Annotated in this window: 25 protein-coding genes; 13 read left to right on the top strand and 12 right to left on the bottom strand. The window is 70.7% G+C overall.

The features are described from left to right. Positions 1-28: 28 nt before the first annotated feature. The 5 genes from P6897_RS15555 to P6897_RS15535 all read left to right on the top strand — a co-directional run bounded on the left by P6897_RS15555 (position 29) and on the right by P6897_RS15535 (position 7,599). Positions 29-964 carry a sugar ABC transporter permease gene (locus tag P6897_RS15555; RefSeq protein WP_023953611.1) on the top strand — a complete coding sequence of 312 codons (936 nt, stop codon included), beginning with the start codon at positions 29-31 and terminating at the stop codon, positions 962-964. Continuing rightward, positions 961-1,869, top strand: a complete 909-nt coding sequence (locus P6897_RS15550) for a carbohydrate ABC transporter permease (protein ID WP_269268368.1) — start codon at positions 961-963, stop codon at positions 1,867-1,869. The genes P6897_RS15555 and P6897_RS15550 overlap by 4 nt, the downstream gene beginning before the upstream one ends. A 28-nt stretch (positions 1,870-1,897) precedes the next feature. Next, on the top strand, positions 1,898-3,184 hold the full coding sequence (locus tag P6897_RS15545; protein ID WP_282501713.1) for an extracellular solute-binding protein: 1,287 nt from the start codon (positions 1,898-1,900) through the stop codon (positions 3,182-3,184). Between the two features lie 90 nt (positions 3,185-3,274). Then, on the top strand, positions 3,275-5,530 hold the full coding sequence (locus tag P6897_RS15540; protein WP_282501712.1) for an FAD-dependent oxidoreductase: 2,256 nt from the start codon (positions 3,275-3,277) through the stop codon (positions 5,528-5,530). A gap of 29 nt (positions 5,531-5,559) precedes the next feature. Next, a complete protein-coding gene (locus P6897_RS15535) occupies positions 5,560-7,599 on the top strand; it encodes an alginate lyase family protein (protein ID WP_282501711.1) in 2,040 nt (679 codons plus the stop codon). A gap of 105 nt (positions 7,600-7,704) precedes the next feature. On the opposite strand, the gene P6897_RS15530 is transcribed toward P6897_RS15535, so the two are convergent. After that, positions 7,705-8,727, bottom strand: a complete 1,023-nt coding sequence (locus tag P6897_RS15530) for a zinc-dependent alcohol dehydrogenase family protein (protein WP_282501710.1) — start codon at positions 8,725-8,727, stop codon at positions 7,705-7,707. 87 nt (positions 8,728-8,814) lie between these two features. Here P6897_RS15530 and P6897_RS15525 point away from each other — a divergent pair, with 87 nt between their 5' ends. Further along, on the top strand, positions 8,815-9,804 hold the full coding sequence (locus P6897_RS15525) for a bile acid:sodium symporter (RefSeq protein ID WP_274179196.1): 990 nt from the start codon (positions 8,815-8,817) through the stop codon (positions 9,802-9,804). Here P6897_RS15525 and P6897_RS15520 read toward each other — a convergent pair. Together P6897_RS15520 and P6897_RS15515 are read right to left on the bottom strand one after the other, a co-directional pair. Further along, a complete protein-coding gene (locus tag P6897_RS15520; protein ID WP_269268360.1) occupies positions 9,787-10,761 on the bottom strand; it encodes an intradiol ring-cleavage dioxygenase in 975 nt (324 codons plus the stop codon). The genes P6897_RS15525 and P6897_RS15520 overlap by 18 nt on opposite strands. Before the next feature lie 107 nt (positions 10,762-10,868). Beyond that, a complete protein-coding gene (locus tag P6897_RS15515; protein ID WP_282501709.1) occupies positions 10,869-12,254 on the bottom strand; it encodes an HNH endonuclease signature motif containing protein in 1,386 nt (461 codons plus the stop codon). 197 nt (positions 12,255-12,451) lie between these two features. On the opposite strand from P6897_RS15515, the gene P6897_RS15510 reads away from it, so the two are divergent. Beyond that, the gene (locus P6897_RS15510; protein WP_269268357.1) at positions 12,452-12,784 is read left to right on the top strand and encodes a DUF3140 domain-containing protein; all 333 of its coding nucleotides are present in this window, start codon (positions 12,452-12,454) and stop codon (positions 12,782-12,784) included. Between the two features lie 44 nt (positions 12,785-12,828). Then, entirely contained in the window at positions 12,829-13,635 is an 807-nt protein-coding gene (locus P6897_RS15505; RefSeq protein WP_269268355.1) for an alpha/beta fold hydrolase, read from the top strand. Positions 13,636-13,654: 19 nt separating this feature from the next. Here P6897_RS15505 and P6897_RS15500 read toward each other — a convergent pair whose 3' ends face one another. Both P6897_RS15500 and P6897_RS15495 read right to left on the bottom strand, forming a co-directional pair. After that, positions 13,655-14,047: a GIY-YIG nuclease family protein gene (locus P6897_RS15500; RefSeq protein ID WP_274179518.1), complete on the bottom strand. Its 393-nt coding sequence runs from the start codon at positions 14,045-14,047 to the stop codon at positions 13,655-13,657. 95 nt (positions 14,048-14,142) lie between these two features. Further along, complete coding sequence (locus P6897_RS15495; protein WP_282501708.1) at positions 14,143-15,066, bottom strand: NADP-dependent oxidoreductase; 924 nt, start codon at positions 15,064-15,066, stop codon at positions 14,143-14,145. 119 nt (positions 15,067-15,185) lie between these two features. Between P6897_RS15495 and P6897_RS15490 the strand changes: the two genes are divergently transcribed. Together P6897_RS15490 and P6897_RS15485 are read left to right on the top strand one after the other, a co-directional pair. Beyond that, positions 15,186-15,836 carry an acyl-CoA synthetase gene (locus tag P6897_RS15490; RefSeq protein WP_282501707.1) on the top strand — a complete coding sequence of 217 codons (651 nt, stop codon included), beginning with the start codon at positions 15,186-15,188 and terminating at the stop codon, positions 15,834-15,836. Continuing rightward, positions 15,833-16,162, top strand: coding sequence for an amino acid transporter (locus P6897_RS15485; RefSeq protein WP_112615279.1), 330 nt, complete (start codon positions 15,833-15,835; stop codon positions 16,160-16,162). The genes P6897_RS15490 and P6897_RS15485 overlap by 4 nt, the downstream gene beginning before the upstream one ends. Before the next feature lie 80 nt (positions 16,163-16,242). Here P6897_RS15485 and purB read toward each other — a convergent pair whose 3' ends face one another. Together purB and P6897_RS15475 are read right to left on the bottom strand one after the other, a co-directional pair. Next, the gene (purB, locus tag P6897_RS15480) at positions 16,243-17,625 is read right to left on the bottom strand and encodes an adenylosuccinate lyase (protein WP_274179515.1); all 1,383 of its coding nucleotides are present in this window, start codon (positions 17,623-17,625) and stop codon (positions 16,243-16,245) included. A 27-nt stretch (positions 17,626-17,652) separates the two neighbouring features. Beyond that, on the bottom strand, positions 17,653-18,129 hold the full coding sequence (locus tag P6897_RS15475) for a low molecular weight protein-tyrosine-phosphatase (RefSeq protein ID WP_112616901.1): 477 nt from the start codon (positions 18,127-18,129) through the stop codon (positions 17,653-17,655). Positions 18,130-18,272: 143 nt separating this feature from the next. Between P6897_RS15475 and P6897_RS15470 the strand changes: the two genes are divergently transcribed. Both P6897_RS15470 and P6897_RS15465 read left to right on the top strand, forming a co-directional pair. Then, positions 18,273-18,572 carry a hypothetical protein gene (locus tag P6897_RS15470; RefSeq protein ID WP_274179514.1) on the top strand — a complete coding sequence of 100 codons (300 nt, stop codon included), beginning with the start codon at positions 18,273-18,275 and terminating at the stop codon, positions 18,570-18,572. Beyond that, entirely contained in the window at positions 18,569-19,873 is a 1,305-nt protein-coding gene (locus P6897_RS15465; protein ID WP_282501706.1) for a hypothetical protein, read from the top strand. Before P6897_RS15470 ends, P6897_RS15465 begins: the two co-directional genes overlap by 4 nt. 27 nt (positions 19,874-19,900) lie before the next feature. Here the strand turns inward: P6897_RS15465 and P6897_RS15460 are convergent, their stop codons facing one another. Further along, positions 19,901-20,308, bottom strand: coding sequence for a phage holin family protein (locus tag P6897_RS15460; RefSeq protein WP_274179512.1), 408 nt, complete (start codon positions 20,306-20,308; stop codon positions 19,901-19,903). A 72-nt stretch (positions 20,309-20,380) separates the two neighbouring features. On the opposite strand from P6897_RS15460, the gene P6897_RS15455 reads away from it, so the two are divergent. Continuing rightward, positions 20,381-21,436, top strand: a complete 1,056-nt coding sequence (locus tag P6897_RS15455; protein ID WP_282501705.1) for a histidinol-phosphate transaminase — start codon at positions 20,381-20,383, stop codon at positions 21,434-21,436. Here P6897_RS15455 and P6897_RS15450 read toward each other — a convergent pair. From P6897_RS15450 to P6897_RS15435, 4 genes are all read right to left on the bottom strand, one after another. Next, the gene (locus P6897_RS15450; RefSeq protein WP_112615267.1) at positions 21,433-21,927 is read right to left on the bottom strand and encodes a DUF1990 domain-containing protein; all 495 of its coding nucleotides are present in this window, start codon (positions 21,925-21,927) and stop codon (positions 21,433-21,435) included. The two genes, P6897_RS15455 and P6897_RS15450, sit on opposite strands and share 4 nt — an antisense overlap. 152 nt (positions 21,928-22,079) lie before the next feature. After that, the gene (locus P6897_RS15445; RefSeq protein ID WP_274179510.1) at positions 22,080-22,526 is read right to left on the bottom strand and encodes an SRPBCC family protein; all 447 of its coding nucleotides are present in this window, start codon (positions 22,524-22,526) and stop codon (positions 22,080-22,082) included. Positions 22,527-22,665: 139 nt separating this feature from the next. After that, entirely contained in the window at positions 22,666-23,454 is a 789-nt protein-coding gene (locus P6897_RS15440; RefSeq protein ID WP_282501704.1) for a hypothetical protein, read from the bottom strand. A gap of 107 nt (positions 23,455-23,561) precedes the next feature. Beyond that, a complete protein-coding gene (locus P6897_RS15435) occupies positions 23,562-24,902 on the bottom strand; it encodes a HAMP domain-containing sensor histidine kinase (RefSeq protein WP_282501703.1) in 1,341 nt (446 codons plus the stop codon). Position 24,903: the final 1 nt, after the last annotated feature.

Genomic DNA, 24,903 nt, shown 5'->3' with positions numbered 1-24,903 from the left:
GGCCCGGACGACGAAACGAAGGACGACGATGACCTCTTCGAGCGTGACCGCTCACGAGAGCCCCGGGCGGGGCCGACTCGGCTCGCGGCTGAGCGAGCGCACCTTCCTGGTCTTCCTGCTGCTGCCCGGGTTCGTGCTGCTCTGCGCGATCGTGCTCTACCCGCTGCTGCGGTCGCTCGTCTCGGCGTTCTTCGACGAGAATCTGCTCTATCCGGGCATGGAGTTCGTCGGGCTCGAGAACCTGTCCGCCGTCCTCGCAGATGACTTCGGTCGGCTCGTCTGGCAGACCCTCATCTTCACCGTGGGCGCGACCATCGCGCCGTTCCTGATCGGGCTCGCGCTCGCGCTCGTGCTGAACCAGCGCTTCCCGGGCCAGCGCATCCTGCGGGGCGCCTTCCTCATCCCGTGGCTGATTCCCGGGGTCGTCGTCTCGTTCCTCTGGATGTGGATCTTCGACGCCAACTACGGTGTGCTCAACGGCATCCTCATGAGCCTCGGCGCCATCGACAGTCCGGTCGCCTGGCTCTTCCAGACCGACACTGCTCGTGGCGCGCTCATCATCGCGAAGACGTGGAACACCTTCCCCTGGGTGATGGTCATGCTGCTGGCCGCACTGCAGACGGTCCCCGGCGAACTGCACGAGGCGGCCTCGATGGACGGAGCCGGAGTCGTCCGCCGATTTTTCGCCGTGACGTGGCCGCACATCCGCGGCGTCGCCGCTCTGGTCGTGCTGCTCGAGTTCATCTGGAACTTCCAGCACTTCGACACGATCTTCGTGCTGACCGGCGGCGGTCCCGCGGGCACCACCAGCACTTTCGCCACCGAAGTGTACGACACCGCTTTCCGCGGTTACGACCTGGGTCACGCCGGCGCGCTCGGCATCGTCTGGATGGCGCTGCTGACGGTGCTCGTCGTGGTGTACGTCTGGCTCTCCGAGCGCGGCGAGAAGGAAGGCTCACGATGAGCACCATCACCCCCGTTCCCACGCCCGCACCCGCGGCATCTCACTCGGCCGCCCCGGCGCAGCCGGCTCCGACCCGCCGCCGACGCGGTCGCATCCGCTGGGGCATGTGGACCGCGCTCGCGGTGATCGTCCTCTTCGGCTTCGCCCCCGTGTACTGGCTCCTCGTGACTTCGCTCACCCCGAGCGACCGCGTGTTCGCCTTCCCGCCGTCCCTCTTCCCCACACAGGTGACGTTCGAGCACTACGCGACGGTCTTCGGCAACGAGCAGATCTTCGGCTACCTCCGCAACAGCGTGATCGTGTCGGTCGTGACCGCCGTGCTGTCGGTCGTGGTGTCGATGTACATGGGATACGCCTTTTCGAAGTATCGCTTCGCGGGCCGCAAGTCGCTGATGTACTTCGTGCTGTCGAGTCAGATGTTCCCGCAGGCGCTGCTGCTCGTCACGCTCTACCTCGTCTTCGCGCAGTTCGGTCTCCTGAACACCTACCTCGCGCTCATCCTGTCGTTCACGACCTTCACCCTGCCGCTGTGCGTCTGGATGCTGAAGGGCTTCTTCGACGCGCTTCCCGACGACCTCATCGAGGCGGCGCGCATCGACGGCGCCGGTCCGTGGCGCATCTTCCACTCGGTCGTGTTCCCGCTGGCGGCGCCGGGGTTGGTCGCGGCCGGCCTGTTCGCCTTCGTCCGCGGGTGGAACGACTTCATCTTCGCGCTCACCCTCGCCGGGCCCGATCGGCAGACGCTGCCGCCCGGCCTCGTGAACACCTTCATCTCCGAGGCCAGCACCTCGTGGCCCGCGCTCATGGCGGCATCCCTCGTGGTGTCGGTGCCCGTGTGCGTCGCGTTCATCCTGCTCCAGCGCTTCCTCGTCGGCGGCATCACCGCCGGCGCGGTCAAGGGCTGATCCACCCACCCGATTCGAAGGAGAATTCATGGTCCAGGACATCTCGCGGCGCACGCTGCTGCGGTACTCGGTGTTCGGCATCGGCGGCGCCGCCGTGCTCGGGCTCGCCGGCTGCGCCCCGGGAGATTCCGGTGCGCCTGCCGCGACACCCGGCGGCGGCACCGCCACCGACTTCACATTCTCGTCGTGGAGCCTGTCGGAGGAAGCGGCGAAGCCGGCGATCGAATCCGCCCTGTCGAGCTTCCGACAGGCGGAGGGCATCGAGATCGACACGGTCGCCTATCCGTACAACGATTACCTCAATCAGCTGACGCTGCAGGTGCGAGGCGGTCAGTTCGCCGGTGCCGCGCAGCTCGACGTCGCCTGGCTGTCGGCGCTCGCCGCACTCGGGAAGCTCACCGACCTGTCCGCGTTCACGCAGGGCAAGGGGTACACCGACGCCGCACTGGGGGCGGGCAAGTCGGACGGCAAGCAGCTCGGACTGCCCTGGACGATCGGCGCCGTCGGCCTCATCGGCAACGCCGAGCTGTTCGACCGTGCCGGGGCGTCGCTCACCCCCGCCACGATCGAGGAGTTCGAGGAGGGCCTGCGTGCGCTCAAGGGGATCGGGGTGATCCCCTACGCGGCGAGCACGAAGGCCGCGCAGCTCAAGGACATCGTCGTGTGGATGCAGACCTTCGGATCGCCGATCGTCGACGGCGACGAGTCTGCGATCGGAGACGAGGCGTCGATCAAGGCCGTCGAGTGGTATAAGAAGCTCTACGACGAGGGGCTCATCGCCCCCGACGTCGACCGTGCCGCGGCGCGAACCCTCTTCGCCCAGGGATCTACCGCGATTTACGACGATGCCCCCGTGGGCAAATCCGCCGTGCTCTCGCAGTCGCCCGATGCTTCGCTCGGCGACAAGATGACCCCGATCGCCCGGCCGGTGCTGAAGGCGGGCCAGACTCCGCAGCACGTCCTCTGGGGCCACCTGGTGGTCGTCGTCGACGGTGACGGATCGCAGACCGCCGCCGACTTCGCGTCGTGGCTCACCAGCGACACCGCGCAGAGCGAGACGTACTTCACGGCGCTCGGTCTGCCGCCGACGACGGATGCCGCTCTTTCGTCGGACGCGGTCACCTCGAACGCCTTCGTCGAGGCGTTCACGTCATCGATCACCGCGACGGCGAAGCCCAGCCCGCTGTGGAAGTACCCGGCGTACGGACAGATGGAGACCGCGATCGCCGAACAGGTGCAGGCGGTCCTCATCGGCCAGGCCCAGCCTGGGGCGGCGATGAAGAGCGCGGGGGAGGCGATCTCCCGCCTGCTCTGAGTCCGTCCGTCCCACCGCTCGACCAGACCGTCATCCGACCGGCGGGAGCCGTCTCGCTCCCGCCGGTGATCCCCCTGCCCTGAAGGAACCATGCGCACTCAGAACATCGAATCCGACATCACCGTCGTCGGCGGCGGCCTCGCCGGCGTCTGCGCGGCGATCAGCGCCGCGCGGCTGGGGAAGCGGGTGGCGCTCATCGGCAACCGGCCGGTGCTGGGCGGCAACTCGTCGTCGGAGGTGCGGGTCTGGGTCGTCGGCGCGACGTCGCACGGCATTCAGCGGTTCGCCCGCGAGAGCGGCGTGATCGGCGAGCTCTACGTCGAGAACCAGTACCGCAACCCGGAGGGGAACCCCATCATCTGGGACGAGGTCGTGCTCGACGCGGTGCGGGCCGAGCCCAACATCCGGTTGTTCCTCAACACGGATGTGCGCGAGATCGACATCGACGACGTCGACGGCGAGCGGGTCGTGACGGCTGTGCACGGGTGGACGATGGGCTCGGAGATCGCCACGACGTTCCGGAGCCCGTACGTCCTCGACTGCACCGGCGACGGTCTCATCGGGTACCTGGCCGGCGCCGACTTCCGGATCGGTCGCGAGGCCCGCGGCGAGTTCGGCGAGGCGTGGGCGCCCGAGACGGCCGATGACGAGCTCCTCGGCTCGACGATCCTCTTCTACACGAAGGATGTGGGACGACCGGTCGACTTCGTCGCGCCGGACTCGGCGAAGGACATCACGGCCACCCCGATCCCGACGTCGCGGATCCTGCGGTCCGGCGACTCGGGCGCGCACTACTGGTGGATCGAGTGGGGCGGCCACCTCGACACCGTGCACGACAACGAGGCGATCCGCGACGAACTGCGCTCCGTCATCTTCGGCATCTGGGACTACATCAAGAACTCGGGCCGCTTCGACGCCGACACCCTCGATCTCGAATGGGTCGGCACGATCCCGGGCAAGCGCGAGTACCGCCGATTCCTGGGGGACCATGTGCTGACCCAGAACGACATCCTCGATCAGGTCGACCACCACGACGCGGTCGCGTTCGGCGGCTGGTCGATCGACCTGCACCCGGTCGAGGGCATGTACGCCACCGAGGCCGGGGCTCACCAGCGGTACTCGAACGGCATCTACGGCATCCCGTTCCGCAGCTACTACTCGCGCAACGTCGCGAACTTGCTGGTGGCGGGGCGCGACATCTCGGCGAGCCATGTCGCGTTCGGCTCGACCCGTGTCATGGCCACATGCGGCGCGGGCGGCGAGGCGGCGGGAACCGGAGCCGCGCTCGCGCTCGACCTCGGGGTGCGTCCGCGCGCGCTGGCTGCCGACCACGCCGACGAGCTGCGTCAGGTGCTCCTGCGCCAGGATGCCTCGGTGTTCGGCGTGCGCAACACCGATCCGGCCGACCTGGCGCGGCAGGCCCGCGTATCGGCGTCATCGGTGGCGACCACGCTCGACCCCGTCGAACTCGTGCCGGATGCCGCTGTCGCCGAGCACCCGCTCGACTCCGACCTCGGCGTGCTCGTCCCGGTGGACCCGCAGCTCGACGGCGTCGACGTTCTGCTGAAGGTGGCCCGCGCTGCCACCCTCACCGCCGGGCTGTGGACCACCGGGCGGCGGCAGAACGCGGTTCCCATCGACGAACGGATGCGGGTCTCGGTCGACGTGAGGGCAGCCGCCGACCCGCAGTGGGTGCGGTTGCCGCTCGTGTGGACTCCGGATGAGCCCGAGAACGTCGTCGTGGTCCTGGGCGCCGATCCCGATGTGAGCGTCGTCCTCGCCGAGGCGCAGGTGCCGGGAGTGCTGACCCTGCCGCACCGACCTCAGGCCGACGGTGATCAGAACGTCGCCGTCGACGAGTCCGAGAGCGTCATCGCGTGGCCGGCGATCCCGATGCGAGGACGCACGCCGCGCGTGCGCCTGCATCCCCAGACGTCGGCCTTCGCGGCCCAGCAGGCGGTCGGCGGCTATCAGCGGTTCTTCGGCGGTCCGAACCTGTGGATGTCGCGTCCCGACGACGCGGCGCCGCACCTCGCCCTCGCCTGGGATGACGAGCAGTCGATCACGGCCGTGCGACTGGTGTTCGATGACGACACCGACGTCGAGCTCAACACGCTGCATCACCACCGCACGCCCGACCGCGTGTTCCCCGAGCTGGTTCGCGACTACGTCGTGGAGACCTGCGGCGCCGACGGCGTCTGGGTCGAACGGGTCAGCGTGACGGCGAACCGCCGACGACAGCGTGTTCACGACGTCGAGGTCGACGGGGTCAGGGGCCTGCGGGTGCGGGTGACGGCCACGAACGGTGCCGCGCAGGCGCGGATCGTGTCGCTGCGCGTGATGTGAACACCGAAGACCCCGACGAAAGGTACGACATGAAGAATCGATGGAGATTCTCGCTCGCTGTGATCGGAGTCGTCGCGCTCGCGATACCGGCTCTGCCCGCGGTCGCCGCTGCGGCCCCGTCCGCGACGATCGAGGACGGGTTCGACGAGCTGACTCCCGACTGGCTGCCCGCAGCCGGAACATGGGAGGCGGCGGACGGCGTCGCCAGAGTCGTGCAGCCGGGGGCGTCACGCGGGTCGATCCTGGCGCTGAGCGGCCGCGGCCTCGACGGGGAGGCGACGGCGACGGTGACCTTCGCCTCTGCGGGCGGGGGAGCCAGCGCGTGGGCGGGCTTCACGGTGCGGCGCACCGGCACGGCCGATGACTACACGCAGTCCGGTTACACCGTTTTCGTCCGCAACAGCGGCGAGCTGGCGGTCATCCGCGCCGCCGGCGACGGGCAGGTCGCCGTGCTCGGCACAGCGCAGACCGATGCCCGCCCCGGGTCCGGCCCGGTCACGGTCACGGCGTCGCTCGACGGCGAGCGGATTCGGGTCGGCCTCGGCGACGTCGGCGAGGCGACGACGCTGATCGATGTCACTGACGCCGCCTTCTCGGGCAGCGGGTTCGCGCTCGCGGCGCATCGCGACGTCCGGATGTCGGTCGACTCCGTGCAGCTGTCGGGCGTCATCGACCGCGCTGAGCCAGTGCCGACCGACTGCGTCGGCTGGTCGGGTGCACCGGCGACGGATGCGGGTCGCGGCGAGGTGCTCGTCAGCGACGCACGCATCGAGGCGGTGTCGGCGCGCATCGCGGCGGGGGAGCAGCCGCAGACGTCTGCGTACGCGCGTCTGCTCACGGCCGCCGACGCGGGTCTCGAGCGAGCACCTGCTCCTCCGACGACCTTCTTCGTGCCGTTCTTCTACAACGATCCGACCGCGCACCGTGCGGCGCGGGACGGGCTGCAGAACGACGCGAACACCGCCTACGAGCTCGCATTGGCGTATCGCCTGTCGGGTGATGCCCGCTACGGCGCGCACGCCGCGCAGTTCATCGATTCCTGGACCACGACGGTCGAATGCGTTCGCACCCGTGAGGACTCCGCGCTCGCCTTCAGCTACCACTTCCCGGCCTTCGTTCACGCCGCGGAGCTGCTGCGCGGCACGTCGGTGTGGAGCGCGGCGTCCGAGGCCGTGTTCGCCGGCTTCCTGCGTGAGACGGCGACGCCGGTCGCGGCGTCGATCCTGCATCGGACGAACAACTGGGGCAGCTGGGCCCTCGAGACGACGACCGCCGTCGCGGCCTACCTTGACGACGAGGCGGAGCTCGCCGCTGCGAACGCGCGCGCCGTCGAGCTGCTCGAGCACCAGATCGACGAGAACGGGCACCTTCCGGAGGAGGTCGACCGGAACAACGGCGTCGGCGATTACGGCATCTGGTACACGCACTTCTCCCTGCTGCCGCTCTTCCTCGTCGCCGAGACGCTGTCGGCGCACGGTCTGGACGTGCTCGATCACGTCAATGCGAACGGGCGCGGGCTCGCGGATGCCGCGGACGCCGCGACGGGATGGGTCGCCGACCCGGCATCCTTCCCCTACTACACGGGCGACCCAGCGAAGCTCGCGAACGTGCGCACGATCGATTACCTGCGTGACGCGGGGTTCACGGCGCACAGCATGAGCTACTTCGAGCTCGCGCAGAACCACTTCCCGACCGACGAGCGCGCAGCGCTGCTGGCCGAGGAGGGGCCCATGACGACGATCCACTCGGCGCCGTACCTGAGCCTCACCCACGGTGGACTCGCCGACGTCACGGCGGCTCCCGGCGAGGGTGAGCCGGGTGCGGGAGAACCAGGAGGGGGAACCCCCGGCGACACGGGTTCGCCGGGAGGCTCGTCGGGAGGGTCGTCGGGCACCGGTCCGGCCGGGGCGCCGGGCGGTAGCTCGGATGCCCGGGCGGCCGGCTCGCTCGCGGCATCCGGTGGTGAGGTCTCGCCCGCGCCGCTGGCGCTCGCGGCAGGGCTGAGCCTCGTCGGCCTGCTCCTCATCGTCGCCCGGGTGCGCCGGCGAGCGGTCACGACGCGGCGCTGAGCCAGGTCTGCCGCGGTCCCGCATGCAACGGATCGCGGCAGACGCGCCGTGCCAGCGGCATCCTCGACGGCGTGTCGGATCGGATGCCGTGCATCCCGGTACCGGTCAGAGCGTGAGCAGCACCTTCGTCGCGCGGCGCTCGTCCATGGCCCGGTAGCCTTCGGCGGCGTCGTCGAGGGGCAGGGTCAGGTCGAACACGGCACCCGGGTCGATCGTCCCCGACATGATGAGGTCGATCAGTTCGGGCAGGTACTGCCGCACCGGGGCGGGGCCGCCGTGCAGGTGCACGCCCGATCCGAAGAGCTCGGCGCCGGGCAGCTCGACGTCGTGCGAGACGCCGACGTAGCCGACGTGACCGCCGGCGCGGGTGGAGCGGATCGCCTGCATCATCGATTCCTGGGTGCCGACCGCCTCGATGACGGAGTGCGCGCCGAGGCCGTCGGTGAGCTCCTTGACTCGCGCGACGCCGTCGGCGCCCCGCTCTTCGACGATGTCGGTGGCGCCGAAGCGGCGGGCGAGGGCCTGGCGGTCGGCGTGACGCGACATCGCGATGATGCGCTCGGCCCCGAGCTGCTTGGCCGACAGGATGCCGAGAAGTCCGACGGCGCCATCGCCGACGACCGCGACGGTCTTGCCGGGGCCGGCCTGAGCGGCGACGGCGGCGAACCAGCCGGTGCCGAGCACGTCGGATGCCGCCAGCAGCCCGCGGATCTGGTCGTCGGTGGGCTCGCCCGGGACGACGACGAGGGTGCCGTCGGCGAGGGGCACGCGCAGGCGCTCGGCCTGCGAGCCGAGGCGGCCCATGGGAACGCGGTCGACGCAGTGCGACTGGTAGCCGTCGCGGCAGATCTCGCACGTGTTGTCCGAGGCGATGAACGAGCCGACGACGAAGTCGCCGACCGAGAGCCCGCTGACGTCGTCCCCGATCTGCTCGACGACGCCGACGTACTCGTGCCCCATCGGGATGGGACGCTCGATGGGGTCCTCGCCGCGATAGGGCCACAGGTCGGAGCCGCAGATGCAGGCCGCGGCCACCCGGATGACGGCATCCGTGGGCTTCTCGATCGTCGGGTCGTCGCGTTCCTCGACGCGGACGTCGCCGGGGGCGTGCATGATGACTCCGCGCATGGTGGCTGTCCTTCCGTAGCGGTTCTCCCATTCCACCTCATGCGACGGCTGCCGGGGTGCTTCTGGCCTCCGGTGCGGCATGCTGGCATGATGCGGGCGCTCGCGGTGATCGAACGGCACCAAGCGGCGATGTTCCTGGTGGCGCTAGTCGTGGGCGGGGTCGTGGGGCTCGCGATGCCGCGCTTCGCTGAGGCGATCGAACCGGCGCTCACCCCCGTGCTGGGCGTCCTGCTGTTCCTCACGTTCCTCTCGATCCCGCTCGTCGGGCTGCGGGAGGCCGTCCGTGACGCACGGTTCATCGGGGCCGTGATGGTCGCGAACTTCGTCGCGGTCCCGGTGGTCGTGTGGCTGCTGTCGCGGTTCGTCGCCCATGACGCGGCGCTTCTGCTGGGCGTGCTGCTGGTGCTGTTGACACCCTGCGTGGACTACGTCGTCGTCTTCGCGGGCCTCGCTGGAGGATCGCGTGAGCGGCTGCTGGCGGCGACGCCGCTGCTCATGATCACGCAGCTGCTGCTTCTGCCCGCGTACGTGTGGGCGATGGCCGGGGGCGAGGCTGTCGCAGTCATCGATCCGCGCCCGTTCGCCGAAGCGTTCGTTCTGCTCATCGTCGTTCCGCTTGCGCTCGCCGCCGTCGCGCAGGCGGCAACGCGCCGTTCGCCGCGCGTCGGGTCGGTGTCGTCCGGGCTGCTGCGTGCCATGGTGCCGGTGATGATGCTGACGCTATTCGTCGCGGTCGCCTCGCAGACGGCCGCGGTCGGGGATGCGATGGTGTCGCTGGCGCCCGTCGTGCCGATCTTCGTCGCGTTCGTGCCGTGCGCAGTGATGGTGGGGATTGTCGCGGGCCGTCTGGCCGGACTCGATGTCTCGCGCCGGCGGGCGGTGGTCTTCAGCACTGTGACGCGCAACTCTCTCGTCGTCCTGCCGCTCGCACTCGCCCTGCCTGCGTCATTCGCGTTGACTCCGCTCGTAGTGGTCACGCAGACGCTCGTCGAGCTCGTCGCGATGGTCGTGCTGGTCGCGGTCGTGCCCCGGCTCATGCGCGGCCGCGGCGCGCAACGGTCAGGGTCGGCGGGGTGAGACCCCGCCCGGAGCGGCGCCCGCCGCGGGGGTCGTCGTCGTGTCGACTCGAGCGGTGAGCGAGACGACGTATCCGGATGTCGTGTCGCCGGTGACGGTGGCCAGCTGGAGGGCGCCTGCATCGTCGCCGAACACGTTGTCGGAGGCGAGCGAGACCTGCGCAAGATTGCGCGCGGAACCGCTGTAGGCGGGGAGCGCGTAGACGGTGCTGCAGACGTCCCCGGGGAGGGCGACCTGTGACGTCGCGATGGCATTCGCGGCGTCGGTCATCGCCGCCGCGTCCGGGTAGACCTCGAAGTGGATGTGCGGCCACCGGCCCGTGTAGCAGGCGGGAATGATCGAGGTGAAGGTGACGACGCCGGACGCGTCGGAGACCTGCACCCCTCGCAGGTAGGTCTCGTTCTCGATCCCGTTCGAGTACATCGAGTACCCGCCGTCGGCGTCGCAATGCCACACGTAGACGGCGGCCCCGGCGAACGGCACATCACCTCGGGCGGTGTCGAGGATCGTGAGCCGGAGGGTCATCGGCACGCCGTCCGCGGTCGCGCCGCCCTCCAGGGACGATCGGATGTCGCTGCGGACGATGCCGGAGCGCTCGAGGACGTCAGGCCCGTTCGAGCCGTCGCCGGGGTAGGGGCCGGCGGTCTCGTCAGGGATCTCGCCGGCGGGCAGGCCCGAGTTCGCGACGGCTGTCGCGGACGGTGTTGCGGTGGGTGTCGCGGTCGGTGTCGCCGTGGGTGATGCGGCGGGCGAGGCCGTCGCCGTGGGAGTGCAGGCCGCGAGAGCCGCGGCGCCCAAGCCGAGGCCGGCGAGGCTCAGCATGGAACGCCGGGTCATCAGCGTGCGGATGTCGAACGGGGCGCCCTGATCGACGACCTCGTCGTCGGCGCGGTCGAGCAGGCGGCCCTCGTAGGCCGGTCCCGCAGGCGTGTGATCGGGTTCGGGGATGCGGCTCACGTCTGACTCCTCGGTCGGTTGTGCACCGAGCATCGCCCGCCAGCCCATCCGTATCGTTGGATAGACCTATGCGCCGGATATGAGACCCACGCGAGACGGCCGCGCTGTCAGAAGGGTGGTCTCTCCGGTGGTCCACCCGTGTCGATGGTGAAGCAGACGGCCGGTATGGGAACGTCTTCGCGATACACCCGGCCGAGGGGTGAGGTCCATTCGAGAACGCCTCCGCCGAGCTGTCGGACTTCCCATTTCGTGAATTGCTTCATGGAGTGGTGTCGTTGGCAGAGGTGGGCGAGGTTGAAGATGTGGGTGTGCCCACCCAGGGCGTAGTCGATCGTGTGGTCGAGCTCGCAGCGGATCGCGGCCCGGCGGCATCCCGGGAACCGGCAGTGCTGATCCCGCGCCATCAGGAGCTTCTTCATCGCCGCGGTGGGTCGGTAGGTGTCGATCTCGACCGGGGTGCGGGTGACCGGGTCGATGAACAACCGGTCCCACTCGCTGACCTGCCCGGCGAGCTCGCGCGCCGTATCAGCATCGATCAGCGCACCCCCGACGGCTTCGGCGGGGTTCTCGTCCTTGCCTATCAACGTCTCCGCGGTGACGGCGACCTGCACACGTGCTCGGATCGCGCCGAGCCCACCAGCTCGGTCGGCCCCGTAGGTCGGGTCGACCACCGGCGCCCCGCCGAGCACGAGGTCGCCCAGGATGTCGGCCCGCAGCTGATCCATGGTCCGCGTATCGGCAGGCTCGCCGGCCCCCGCGGCATCCGCCGCCGAGCTCTCCGCGGCATCCGCCCCGCCCGCCCCGGCGCCCTCCGCCCCGGCGCCCTCAACCCGCGCGTCCTTCACCGACTGTCCCATCTGCGTGAGCCGGTCGAGCATCCCCGCGGCGATGACGGTCGGAAGGTTGGCGACGAGGTTCGACATCCCGTCTGTTCCGTGGAACACCCGCACGCACCGTTCCGCGACCGCGGTCTTGTGTCGCTCGGTGAAGTTCTGCGGGTGCAGCCGGGCCGCCAAAGCCTCCAACGCACCCCGTACCCGCGACGGCACATCCCGCTCACAAACCGCGATCGCCGCTTCCGCGAACGAATCCCGCACCTCATCCGGAAGCCTCGCGCCGACGCGCACGACGACATCGACGTGTCCGCGTTCGATCCGCCGCTGGGCCCACGCCTCGAACACGGCCGGGTAGTCGTCGATGACCGTCATCGCGTGGTCGATCTCACCCTGCAACCTGCGGTCGGTGAGTCGCGCCATCCCGGCGGCCTCGGCCGCGACCGACCGCAGCTCCATGTCCGACGCCATCCCACGAACTCCGTCACGGTGCGCCTCACGCAACGCCGACCGGCCCAGCTCCGCCAACGCACGAACCCGCGAAACATCAGCCGCATGGAACTGGTCGAGCGCTTCCGCGAACACGGAGAACGCCTCGGCGTGCGGCGACGCAACTGCGGTGCCATCACCCGCGAGCCCCCGACCGCCGTTCGATGTCATGTTCCCATGATGTCAGCACCTTCCGACATCCTCGATGAACATTTGTTCGATTGTGGATAAGTCGCTGAGGACGCGGACTGTGCAGGAAACGCCCAACCTGCCGACGACAAAAACCACGAAAAGGCGGCATAAACGCGCTGACTCATCGTGCTGTCAAGAGGATGCGGCCGGGCAGACGCCGCGGGCACCATCGCACCATGAGCGACGACGACGACCAGACGCGGCACGACTTCCGCGACGCCGTGAACATGAGCCCCGCCGAGCTCGAGAAATGGCTCGACACCGACGAGTCGAAGGAGGTCGGTCAGAAGGACGGCGGCGGTGAATCGACGGGCCACCAGTCGGGCCGGCGCATCGTCGACCTCCTGCGCACCAAAAAGGACGACCTCACCGAATCTGACCTGAAGCACATGCGCAAAGTCGTCGGCTACGTCAACCGACACCTCGCACAGCGCCCCTCGGGCGACATCACCGAGACCGCCTGGCGCTACTCGCTCATGAACTGGGGCCACGACCCCGCGAAGAAGTGACCGCCTCCGCCGAGCAGGCCTCCGCTGAGCAGGAGAATGGAACCGTGAGCATCCCCGCGTCCTCCGGTCTGACCGAGCTGCCCGAACCGCGATTCGTCCTCGTGGGCGAGGACGGCCACCGCATCGCCACCTACTCGTGGGGAGAGGACGACCTTCCGACGGTGGTCGTCGTGCACGGCTTCGCGTCGAACACGAAGGACAACTGGGTCTCGACCGGTTGGGTGCGCGACTTGCAGCGCGCCGGCTTCCGCGTCCTCGGCCTCGATCAGCGAGGACACGGTGCAAGCGACAAGCCGCATCGTGCCGCCGACTACGACCTGCACCAGCTCGCCTCCGACGTCGAGGCGGTGCTCGACACCTACCTCGTCGACACGGCGATGTACGTCGGGTACTCCCTGGGAGCGCGCGTGGGCTGGGAGGTGCTGCAGGACTTCTCCGCGCGCATCACCCGCGGCGTGCTGGGCGGCGTGCCCGACGGCATCCCGCTCGCCCGCCTCGACATCGATCAGGTGCGAGCGCTCGTCGAGAACGGTACCGAGGTGACCGATCCGGTCACGCAGAACTACGTGCGGCTCACCGAGCGCGTTCCCGGCAACGACCTGCGCGCGCTGCTCGCGATCGCCGGCGGGATGCGCGCCTCGGGCACGGTGGACCCCGACCCCGCCAACGCGCCGGAGCAGCCCGTGCTGTTCGCCACAGGTTCTCGTGACGCGATCATCGAGGGATCGAAGGCCCTCGCCGCCGCCACCCCGCAGGGACGCTTCGTCGAGATCCCCGATCGGCATCACTTCAATGCGCCCGGCTCGCGGGTGTTCCGTCAGACCGCGATCGAGTTCCTCACCGGAGGATGACGCGGCGGCGGACGTCGCCTCACGACGACGCCCGTCGGTAGGCGTCGCCGAGCCAGCGGTCGTAGGCCAGCCACGGCTCGGATGCCGCTGCCCGCAGCGTCTCGATGTGCGCGGTCAACGGACCGGTGAGCGTGAACCACTCGCCGCCCTCTCGCAGTGCCGCGAACTCGCGGTGTCGCTGCTGTTCGAGGGGCCGACCGCCGCGCTCGAATGCGAGGAGCTCGTCATGTCGGATGGCGGCGAGCCGCTGCCGTGGCCGCTCGCTCGTACCGATCTTCACGCGGGCGCCGAATCGCAGGTAGTAGACGACGGCCACGACCGGGCGGGGCAGGTCGGCATCGAAAGCGTCGCCGAGTCGCCACCCGCAGCGCCCGCAGATCCAGTGGTCCGTCGCGGTGCTGATCTCGCCCACGCGCCCGCCGCAGACGCGGCACGGAAACGGCATCTCGGATATCGAGGAGGCGGGCACGACTCCAGGATCGCGCCCGCCTCCGACATCCACGCCCGTCAGACCGTGACGACGATCTTGCCGCGGGTGTGCCCCTCTTCCAGACGCGCGTACGCCGCCGCGGCGTCGTCGAGCGGGAAGGTCTCGGCGACCTCGACCCGCAGCGAGCCGTCGGCCGCAAGACGCGCGAGCTCGGCGAGCTGGGAGGCATCCGGGCGCACCCAGATGTAGTTGCCGCCGAACTCGGATGCCGCGCGCGGGTCGGCGATCGAGGTGACGACGCCGCCCTCGCGCAGCAGGTCGTTCGTGGAGTCGAGCGAGCTTCCGCCGGCGAAATCGAGCACGACGTCGACGCCCTCGGGAGCGATCTCGCGCACCCGGTCGGCGAGGCCGTCGCCGTAGACCACGGGCTCGGCGCCGAGCTCGCGGAGGTAGTCGTGGTTGCGCTCCGACGCGGTGCCGATCACGCGCGCGCCGCGCAGGCGCGCGAGCTGCACGCCGAACGAGCCCACGCCGCCGGCCGCGCCGTGGATGAGCACGGTCGACCCCTCGCCGACGGCCGACCGCTCGATCGCCTGCAGCGCGGTCAGGCCGGTGAGGGGGATCGCGGCGGCCGCGGTGAACTCGAGACCCTCCGGCTTGCGCGTGGCGGTGCGCACGGGAACAGCCATGTATTCGGCGACCGATCCGCCGCTCACGACATCGGCGCGCGCGTAGGCCAGCACCGGGTCGCCGACCTGGAACTCGGGAGTGTCCAGTCCCACCTTCTCCACGACGCCCGCGACATCCCAGCCCGGCACCGCCGGCAGCTGAACGTCGAGCAGGCCCTGGAGGTATCCCTCACGCACCTTGTAGTCGACGGGGTTCAGGCCCGCGGCCACCACGCGCACCACGAGGGTGTCGGGTCCGATGTGGGGCATCTCCCGATCGGTGATCTCGAAGCGGTCGTTGCCGCCGAACTCGTTGTACGTCAGTGCCTTCATGCGCAGGACAAACGCCGGGGCGGCCGGCAGGATTCCCGACGGGATGCCGCTGACGGGCGCTCTCTCGGGGCGGACGCGTAGAATCGGGGGCATCCCGTTCTGAAACGCGAGAGTCCGCCGTGTCTGCAGCATCCGCCGCCCGCACCTTCGAGGTGCGGCATGTCCAGCTCGCGCGCGCCCTTTTCGCGGCCGTCGCCGCCGTCATGATCACGTTCTCGCCCGATCACTCCGCCGCCGTGGGCATGTCGGTGTTCGGCGGGTTCGCCACCGCGACGGCGATCGTCTTCTTCGTCGGAGCGTGGCTGACGCGCCACGCGGGCCGCCGTGCGCTGCCGATCGCCCTCGGGGCGGTCACCCTCGTCGCCGCGATCGTCGCCGGCATCCCGCCGTTGCGGACGACGACCGGCTTCTTCGTCATCGTCATCTCGTGGGCCGCGATCACGGGGGCCATAGAGCTGATCGGCGGCATCCGCGGTCGCCGCTCCGGAGCTCCGGCCGCGCGCGACGAGGTGCTCATCGGCGCGATCACCCTCCTGCTGGTGGTCGGCCTGCTGCTGGTCAACCCGGCCTACCGCCTCGATTACGTCATCGAGGAGGCCGGCGCCTTCACGCTCACCGGCATCACCATCGGCGTCGGGCTGTTCGGCGGCTACGCCGCGATCGTGGCGGTCTTCCTCGGAATCGCCGGCTTCTCGCCGCGGCGCGAGGAGCTCGCGCCCGCGGCATCCGTCCCGTCATCCCCCTCGTCCGATCCGGAGGTCGCATCGTGAGCGGCGAACACCCCACCCGCCGCGAGATCATGCGTCCGGTCCAGCTGCTGGGCCTCGCGTTCGTCGCGGCGATCTTCTCGGGTGTCATCACCCTCGTGTCGATGGGCGCGTTCCAGGCGCTCCCGCGCGAGTCCGTCGAGCGTGCCGTGGTCGTCGCCCTGATCGTGGCGGGGATCGCCTTCATCGCGACGCTCGTGATCATCGCGCTGCTGATGCTCGCCGTCGATCCTGCTCAGGTGAGCAAGCGCGTCGACCGCCCCGTGCTGTACCCCGACGAGTCGGAGACCCCCGACGACTCGGCGTCCGGCTCGTCGCCCCGGCGCTGATTCAGCCGCCGAGCGCGTACCGTTCACACGAAAACGCACCGCCCCCCGAGCGTTCTCGGCGGGGCGGTGCGTTTTCGGCGTCAACCGAGGCGTGAGACCAGGTCGTCGGCGAGGCCGGCGTAGCCGGCGGGGGTCAGGGCGAGCAGGCGCTCCTTGGCGGCATCGCCGATGTCGAGGCCGCGCACGAACTCGGCGAGCTCCGGTCCGCCGACGCGGCGACCGCGGGTCAGGTCCTTGAGGAGCGCGTACGGGTCGGTGATCCGCGAGCGACCGGCGGCGATCTCGGCGCGGACGACGGTCTGGATCGCCTCGGCCAGCACCTCCCAGTTGGCGTCGAGATCGGCGAGCAGCACGTCGCGCGACAGCGAGATCTCGGTGAGCCCGCGCTGCAGGTTGTCGAGGGCGAGCAGCGAGTGGCCGAAGGCGACGCCGATGTTGCGCTGCGTCGTCGAGTCGGTCAGGTCGCGCTGCATCCGGCTCGTGACGAGCGTCTGCGCGAGCGTCGAGAACAGACCGCCGGAGATCTCGAGGTTCGCCTCGGCGTTCTCGAACCGGATGGGGTTGATCTTGTGCGGCATCGTCGACGACCCGGTCGCGCCGGCGACGGGGATCTGCGCGAAGAAGCCGAGCGAGATGTAGGTCCAGACGTCCGTGGCGAGGTTGTGCAGGATGCCGCCGGCGTGCCGCACCCGGTCGTAGAGCTCGACCTGCCAGTCGTGCGACTCGATCTGGGTGGTCAGGACGTTGAAGTCGATGCCCAGTCCCTCGATGAACGAGCGCGAGAGCTCGGGCCAGTCGACGTCGGGCTCGGCCGCGAGGTGCGCGGACCAGGTGCCGGTCGCGCCCGAGAACTTCGCGAGGTACTCGCCGCCCTCGATCTGCTTCGCGACGCGGGCGAGGCGCCACGCGAACACGGCGATCTCCTTGCCCATCGTCGAGGGGGTGGCGGGCTGGCCGTGCGTACGCGAGAGCATCGGGGCGTCGCGGTGCTCGCGGGCGAGGTCGCCCAGTGCGTCGATGACGGCATGCAGCTTCGGCAGCCAGACGTTCTCGACGGCGCGCTTGACGGTGAGGGCGTAGGAGGCCGAGTTGATGTCCTCGCTCGTGCACGCGAAGTGCGTCAGCTCGGCGATCGCGTCGAGGCCGAGCGTCGACAGCCGGTCGCGGACGAGGTACTCGACGGCCTTCACGTCATGGCGGGTGACGGCCTCCTTGGCGGCGAGCCAGTCGATCTCGGCCTGACCGAAGTCGCGGTAGAGCCCACGGAGCTGGGTTTTCTGCTCATCAGAGAGCGGTGAGCTGCCGAACAGGCTCCGGTCGGTGAGGGCGATGATCCACTCGACCTCCACCTCGACGCGGGCGCGGTTGAGACCGGCTTCCGAGAGGTAGTCGGCGAGGGATCCGACGGCGGCGGCATACCGGCCGTCGAGCGGGCTCAGGGGCTGCGGGGGCAGAGAGGTCACGAGGCTCCATTCAGTGTGAACGGGCGCTCAGGACGTGGTGCGGATCGCGGGTTCGAGCTGCCGGAAGAGCGCCCGGCTCGCGCTCTCGATCATAGCGAGCACCTCGTCGAACATTCCGGCGTCGCCGTAGTAGGGGTCGGGGACGTCCAGATCGCCTCCCGCTTGCGCGTCGAACGACATCAGCAACCCGAGCTTGTCGGTGTCGGCCGTCGTGCGCGCCCAGTTCGACAGCACGCGCTCGTGCGACCGGTCGAGCGCGACGATCAGGTCGGAGCGATCGAAATCCGTCAGCGTGAAGCGACGGGCCCGATGCCCCCGCCCGTCGTAGCCGCGGCGTTCGAGCGCCTCGAGCGTGCGTCCGTCGGCGGGCTCGCCGACGTGCCAGTCGCCCGTTCCCGAGCTCGCCGACACGACGCGGTCGCCGAGCCCGGACTGGTCGATGAACCAGCGGAAGACCACGTCGGCCATGGGGGAGCGGCAGATGTTCCCCGTGCAGACGAACATGACGCGGAAGGGCTCGGCGCGTCGGGTCACCGTCCCATTCTGGAGGATCGAGCCTTTCCTGCACAGACGTATCGGCGCACGCGCTCGTCCCCGGTGGCGTCGAATGAGGATGCCGCGTCCGCGCGGGCGGGCATCGTGGCGGGATGACCTCGCCTCTCGTCCTCTCCTCCGGTCTCGGACGCGAGTCCGCCGCAGCGCGGACCCTCGAGATGATCGCGTCGTTGCGGGCACGGCTTCCCGCTCTGCGCGACGAGCTCGACGTGATCCGTCGCGGCGCGGCGGATCTCGACCACGACACCGCCTGGCGCGCCCGCGCGGCCCGCGGCTACCGTGACCGCCTCGCCGACTGGCGCGCGCGAACGGATGACGCCTCCGCTCGAATCGAACGCCTCGACGACGAACTGCGCCATGTGCAGGCTCGCCTCGTGATGGGTGGCCCGTGAGCGATGACTCCCTCGACATCCGCGATGGCGGGGTCATCGCGGTCGACACGGAGCGGCTCCGGATGGCGGCCGCCGTGCTCGTGAGTCTGTCGACGGGCTGCGGTGGACTGTGCCGCGCCTTCGAGTCCACGACACGCGAGCTCACCGCGCACGAGGCGACCGCGTGGCCCGCGGCGGCGCTCGGCGCCGACCTCGCACGACTCCTCGACGAGCTCTCGGCCGAGGCATCCGCCCTCGCCGGAAAACTGCGGGATGCCGCAGACGTCTATGACATCGTCGAGCTCGAGGCGGCGCGTCGGGCCGCTGCCGGCGGTGACCGGCGGGTGACGGATTCGCTCGACCGGCGCATCGACGAGGCGCGCGAGCGTTCGTCCGGGGCGGCCGCACGCGCCGACCTGCTACTGGCGACGTGGCCGCTGCTGCGGCACGGTGAGCTCCAGCGCCAGATCGGCGGCGCTGTCGTGCCGCTCGGGCTGCTGGGCGGGGCCGCCGTCGCGGGCAGCGGCCTCGCGTTGACGGCGCTCGGCGCCCTGGGCCTGGGGCGTGCGACGCCCGACCGGGGCGGGAACGCGTCGCCGCCGCTCGTCGAGGTCACGCGATCAGCGGCGCCCGTGGCGGGGGCGGCTCCGACCACGCTCGCTGCTCTCGCTGCTCGCATGCCCCGAGAAGGCGACCAGATCCGTGTCGAGCGCTACGGAGGTGACGGAAGTGAGCGCCGCTTCGCCGTCTACGTCGCGGGGACCCGATCGCCGCTCGGGTTCGGCGGCCGCGAGCCCTTCGACATGTCATCGAACGTGCAGCTCTACGCGGGCCGCAGCTCGGCGTCGTATGAATCGGTCGTCAGCGCCCTCCGCGCAGCCGGCGCACGGCCGGGAGACGCCGTGCTCGCCGTCGGGTACTCGCAGGGCGGCGCGATCACGTCACGGCTCAGCGTCGGCGGACCTTTCCGCGTCGTCGGCAACGTGACCTTCGGCTCTCCCGTGCAGGCGGATCCCGGCGACGCCACGCTGCAGGTCACGGTGCGGCACACCGACGATCTCGTCCCGGCCCTGCAGTCGGGCGGCCACCCCGATCGTGCCGGCGCGGCGGGCAGCATCGTCGTCGAACGGGTCGCCGATCCGCCGCCCGGCATGGCGGACGTCGCGCTCGGCGCTCACTCGATCGACGCCTACGGCGACACCGCCGCCCTCGCCGACGCCTCGGGCGATCCCCGCGTCGATGACGTCCAGGAGCGCATCGCGGCCTTCGGGGGCGACGAGTCCGCCGAGGTCACGACCTACCGCGTGCGGAGGCCCGACTGATGGCGCGTGCGTGCGCTCGTGCGGGCGTCAGCGGCGGTCGCGGTCGCGGTCGCGACGAGGACGGAACAGGATGCCGGCGACCCAGTTGATCAGCGCGATGACGATGGCCGCGAGCACCGCGAGCCAGAAGCCGCCGATGCGCAGGCCCCAGTCCCAGCCCGAGGTGACCCAGCCGGTGAGCCACAGCAGGAAGCCGTTGATGATGAACGAGATCAACCCGAGGGTGAGGATGTACAGCGGGAACGCCAGCACCTTCAACACGGTGCCGACGATCGCGTTGACGAGTCCGAAGATGAGCGCGATCAGCAGCAGCGTGAGGACGAGCTGCAGGTCGCCGCCCGGCGGGAACGCCACGACCGACACCTCCAGCGCCGGGATCAGCGTCACGATCCAGACCGCGAAGGCGTTGACGATCAGGCGGATGATGAGGCTCATAGTGCCGACAGTCTCCCACGGGGCCTCCGATCCGTCATCCGGCGGAGGTGGCGGCATCCGTAGACTCGCATCGTGACCGACCTGCCCGTGCGCATCCGACCCGAGATCGCGGCGCTGCCCGCATACCGCCAGGGCCGTCAGGCCTCCGCCGACGCCTTCAAGCTGTCGAGCAACGAGAACCCGTTCGACCCGCTGCCCGGCGTCGTCGAGGCCGTGCGCGCGGCGACGACCTTCAACCGCTACCCCGACGCCTCGGCGGGCCGGTTGCGCGCGCGGCTCGCGGATCGCTACGCGGTCGCGCCCGACGGCGTGCACGTCGCCGCCGGTTCGGTGTCGATCCTCTACCAGCTCGCTTCGGCGACGAGCGGCCCGGGCGACGAGATCATGTTCGCCTGGCGATCGTTCGAGGCCTATCCCGGGCTCGCCGCCGTCGCCGGGGCAACCGCCGTCGCGGTGCCGCTGACCGCCGACGCCGGGCACGATCTCGACGCGATGGCGGATGCCGTCACCGACCGCACGCGGATGATCATCGTCTGCAGCCCCAACAACCCCACCGGTCCCGTCGTGAGCCAGGCGGCGTTCGATGCGTTCGTGGCGCGCGTCCGCTCCGACGTCCTCATCGTCCTCGACGAGGCCTACGCCGAGTTCGTGACCGATCCGGATGCCGTGACCGGCGCTGCCGTGCTCGCCGCGGGCCACGCCAACGTGGTGGTCCTGCGCACGTTCTCGAAGGCATACGGTCTTGCCGGACTGCGCGTCGGGTACGCCATCGGCGACCACCGCATCCTCGATGCGGCGCGCAGCACCGGCATCCCGCTCTCGGTCACGGCCCAGGCTGAGGAAGCCGCGCTCGCGAGCCTCGACGCCGAGGACGAGCTGCTCGAGCGGGTGCGCCACATCGCCGTGCGACGCGATGCGCTCGCCGACCGGTTGCGCGAGGCGGGGTGGGACATCCCGGTCGCGCAGGGCAACTTCGTGTGGCTGCCCGTGGGCGAGCGAGCCCTCGAGATCGCCGAGGCTTTCGATGCGGCCGGACTGATCGTGCGAGCGTTCGCCGGCGACGGAGTGCGCATCTCGATCGGCGAGGAGGAGTCGATCGAGCGGATCGTCGCGGCCGCGGCTCGCTAACGCCCGGTACGGCCGCCTCGGCTCAAGGCGCTGAGGTAGCGCGTTCGCACGATCACCTGCACGACGCGGACCGCCGGATAAGCGAGCCGCCAGAACCAGGTCGGCGCCGGCCGCGAGAGTGATCGCAGCGTGAAGAGCACCTCGTCGCCGCGCCGGGTGATGAGGAACGTCTCCTCGCCTTCGAGCGGGTGGCCGGGCAGCGCGAGGTAGACGTACCCGACTCGATCCGGCTCGTCGACGAATGCGACGACCTCGACCGGCTCGCGGAGTGTGAGAGGCCCGTATCCGACCTCGAGCCAGTGCCGCCCGCCGACCACGGCAGGAACGTCGGGCACCACCCGGAATCCGCTGCGGGTCTTGACGCGCCAAGCCAGGAGGTCGGCCCGGGCCTGCCGCCACGCGGCATCCCCCGATCCCACGCGCACGGTTCTCTCGAATCGACGGAAGCCTCGCGGGCCGGCGTTCCACTCATCGCGGTGCGACAGGCTCATGCGACCAGCATCCCACCCCACGCCCCCGGCGCCTGTGCGCGGATGCAAGACCCCGCCGGCGACACCCGGATCCGGATGCCGTGGCGGCGGGGTGTCGGTCAGGATCCCTTGCGACGGGGCACGCGCGCGACGCGGGTGCGCAGAGCCCCGGGTCAGCCGGACAGCGTCGTCGCGAGATGCTCGGCCCGCCGGGTGAGGAGCCGGCGCAGATAGGGCACCAGCACGAGGCGTTCGGCGAGTCGGCCGAGGACGGGCGACGCGAGGGTGACCCGGTCGGTCATGACCGTCATCCCGTCGCGCTCGACGTAGAGGTGCTCGTGCCGGAAGAGGCGGAACGGGCCGGCGATCTGCTCGTCGACGAAGCGGTGCGGACGGTCGAGCGCGGTGACCCGCGACGTCATCCGGAACGGGATGCCGAAGTGCCACGCGCGCCACGTCACCGTCTCGCCCAGGCCGATCAGGCCGCTCGTCACCCCATCGACCGCGCGCTCGCCGGTGCCGCGCATCGAGGCGACGTGGGCCCCGATGTCACGCGATGCGTCGAACAGCGCCTCCGCGGGCACCGCGGCGCGGGTCACGATCTCGAACGACGACGTCATCCGCCGATCCTCCCACCCGTGCCCGGATGCTCTGAATCTGGCGTGACACCCCGGTGCGGATGCCGCCGCCTCGAGGTGTCGTTCACGATCCCTTGCATCCCGGCACGGCAGTCGGACCGAGCGGAGACGGCGTCCGGGGTCAGTCGTCGAGCTCGGTGCGGAGGACCGAGCCGTCGGTGCCGACGGTGACGTCGACGACGCCGCGGTCGGCGGTGAGCACCGAGACGTCGAAGGGTGAGCGGGGGTCGTCGTCCGCGTCGACGTCGATGATGCGGCCGTCGGCCTCGCTCAGTGCCGCTTCGATCACGGTGCGCAGCGTCGCGACGTCGAGGACGTTCTCCGCCGCGGTGTCGTCGGCCTCGGCTGACTCGGTCGCCGTGACCGTCACGATGCCGTCGACGTCGACGCGGACGTCCGTTTCGGAGCCGTCTGCTGCGACGAGCTGCACGTCCCACGTGCCGTCGCGGTCCGCATCGAGTGACACGACGTCGCCGTCGGCGGCCGCGCGCGCCGCGTCGGCGATGGCGGTGAGCTCGTCCGCGGATGCCGCACCGTAGGCCTCGGTCGAGATGGACCCGGCCTCGCCGCCCGTCGGCGCGTCGTCGCGGTCACCGTCCGCGCGAGCGCCGGCGAGGCCGTCCGACGATGACAGGCTGGCCGCTCGGTCCTCGTCGTCATCGTCGTCGGCGATCGCCGCCCCCACGGCCGCACCGCCTCCGACGAGCAGCGCTGCCGCGACGACGGCTCCGCCGGCGAGCAGCGCTGTGCGGCGACCGCGCCGACGCGGCTCGGCAGGCACCGCGGCAGGCCCAGCGGCAGGCGCAGCGGAGGGCGCGTCAGCGGGCGCGGCGTCGGACGGCGAGAGGGGGAGGGTCGGTGCGTCGGCGGGGATCGGCTGGTCCTGGGGGGTGCGCTCGTTGTCGTTCATGCCTCGATGGTGTCGGCCGACCGCTGAAGCACGGCTGAAGCGACCTGAAGCCGCGTTCAGGGAACCTCGTGCTCCGCGCTCCGCGCTCCGCGCTCCTCGCTCCGCGCTCAGTCGCCCGCGCGCAGGATCACAGTGAACCGCGCGCCTCCGAGCGGTGATGCGGAGACCGTTACGGAACCGCCCGAGGCCTCCGCGATGCCGCGGACGATCGCGAGCCCGAGGCCGCTGCCGCCGGCATCCCGCGCGCGGGCCTCGTCCAGACGGACGAAGCGTTCGAACACCCGCTCGCGTTCCTCCGGCGCGATACCGGCGCCGTCGTCGTCGACGTGCAGCACGGCGTGACCGGCGTCGACATCGACGACCGTGGTCAGCGCGATCCGCGAGCGTGCGTGTCGCACGGCGTTGTCGGCGAGATTGCGCACCAGGCGCGCCAGCAGGCGGGGGTCGCCCATCGCGCGCGCTGCGCCGATCCCCGACGTGTCGACCGAGATCGCGTCCGCCCGGTCCCTCGCGGATGCCGCGCGGAGGCGCGCAGCCTCCGACAGGGCGAGGTCGTCGAGGTCGATGCCCTCGCGACGGGTCGGTGCGTGCTCGTCCAACCTCGCGAGCAGCAGCAGGCCGTCGACGAGATCCTGCATGCGGAGGCCTTCGGCCGAGACGACTTCCGCGAGATCGTCGAGTGACGTGGCCGCGGGGTGCGCTCGCGCGAGTTCGGCATGCTGGCGCATCGTCGCGAGTGGTGACCTGAGCTCGTGCGAGGCGTCGGAGACGAAGCGACGCTGCGCGGCAGCCGCGTCGTCGAGGCGCGCCAGCATCCGGTTCATCGTGCCCGCCAGGGCCGCGATCTCGTCGCCCGATGCCGGCTCGGCGATGCGCCGGTCGAGCCGGTCGGCGGTGATCTCGTCGACCTCGGCGCGGATGCGCGCGACGGGACGGAGCGCCCGACCGACGACCCACCACGTGACGCCGGCGACCAGGGCGATGACGAGGACGGTCGACGCCGCTAGCAGCGCGGCGACCGTCGCGAGGGTCTCGGCCGCGTCATCCGCGGGAACCGCCAACACGAGCCGGCGTCCGTCGTCGAGCTCCTCGGTCGCGATCAGCACCCGGTCGCCGTCGTACCTCGCTTCCTCCCCGTCGCGGTCTGCGGCGGGGAGCGGCCCGTCGTCGGCGTCGCTCGAGGCTACGACGACGCCCTCGGCATCCTGCAGCTGCACGATCTCGTCGTCGAGGGAGCGGACGGCTGCGGGTCCCTCGGCCTCGACACGTGCGGCAATCTCCTCGACGCGCACCTCCGCCGCACGATCCGCGGCGGCGTGGATGCTGGCGTTCAGCACGGCGTGGAAGGCGATCGAGCCGAGCACCATCACGAGCGCGACCGTCGCCGTCGCGAGCAGTGTGATGCGTCCCCGCAGTCCGCGAGGCCGGCGCCGCCCTGCGTCGGACACC

This window comes from Microbacterium sp. BDGP8, assembly GCF_029991045.1.
In the GTDB taxonomy this organism is placed as follows: Bacteria; Actinomycetota; Actinomycetes; order Actinomycetales; family Microbacteriaceae; genus Microbacterium; species Microbacterium plantarum.
The sequence above is the reverse complement of the archived record's forward strand: the minus strand, read 5'-3'. Positions and strand labels throughout refer to the sequence as shown.

Excerpts from the sequence above, each read along its gene's own strand:
- P6897_RS15555 (WP_023953611.1), top strand. The coding sequence starts at position 29 with ATGACCTCTTCGAGCGTGACCGCTCACGAGAGCCCCGGGCGGGGCCGA.
- P6897_RS15550 (WP_269268368.1), top strand. The coding sequence starts at position 961 with ATGAGCACCATCACCCCCGTTCCCACGCCCGCACCCGCGGCATCTCAC.
- P6897_RS15545 (WP_282501713.1), top strand. The coding sequence starts at position 1,898 with ATGGTCCAGGACATCTCGCGGCGCACGCTGCTGCGGTACTCGGTGTTC.
- P6897_RS15540 (WP_282501712.1), top strand. The coding sequence starts at position 3,275 with ATGCGCACTCAGAACATCGAATCCGACATCACCGTCGTCGGCGGCGGC.
- P6897_RS15535 (WP_282501711.1), top strand. The coding sequence starts at position 5,560 with ATGAAGAATCGATGGAGATTCTCGCTCGCTGTGATCGGAGTCGTCGCG.
- P6897_RS15530 (WP_282501710.1), bottom strand. The coding sequence starts at position 8,727 with ATGCGCGGAGTCATCATGCACGCCCCCGGCGACGTCCGCGTCGAGGAA.
- P6897_RS15525 (WP_274179196.1), top strand. The coding sequence starts at position 8,815 with ATGATGCGGGCGCTCGCGGTGATCGAACGGCACCAAGCGGCGATGTTC.
- P6897_RS15515 (WP_282501709.1), bottom strand. The coding sequence starts at position 12,254 with ATGACATCGAACGGCGGTCGGGGGCTCGCGGGTGATGGCACCGCAGTT.
- P6897_RS15510 (WP_269268357.1), top strand. The coding sequence starts at position 12,452 with ATGAGCGACGACGACGACCAGACGCGGCACGACTTCCGCGACGCCGTG.
- P6897_RS15495 (WP_282501708.1), bottom strand. The coding sequence starts at position 15,066 with ATGAAGGCACTGACGTACAACGAGTTCGGCGGCAACGACCGCTTCGAG.
- P6897_RS15475 (WP_112616901.1), bottom strand. The coding sequence starts at position 18,129 with ATGTTCGTCTGCACGGGGAACATCTGCCGCTCCCCCATGGCCGACGTG.
- P6897_RS15470 (WP_274179514.1), top strand. The coding sequence starts at position 18,273 with ATGACCTCGCCTCTCGTCCTCTCCTCCGGTCTCGGACGCGAGTCCGCC.
- P6897_RS15460 (WP_274179512.1), bottom strand. The coding sequence starts at position 20,308 with ATGAGCCTCATCATCCGCCTGATCGTCAACGCCTTCGCGGTCTGGATC.
- P6897_RS15450 (WP_112615267.1), bottom strand. The coding sequence starts at position 21,927 with ATGAGCCTGTCGCACCGCGATGAGTGGAACGCCGGCCCGCGAGGCTTC.
- P6897_RS15445 (WP_274179510.1), bottom strand. The coding sequence starts at position 22,526 with ATGACGTCGTCGTTCGAGATCGTGACCCGCGCCGCGGTGCCCGCGGAG.
- P6897_RS15440 (WP_282501704.1), bottom strand. The coding sequence starts at position 23,454 with ATGAACGACAACGAGCGCACCCCCCAGGACCAGCCGATCCCCGCCGAC.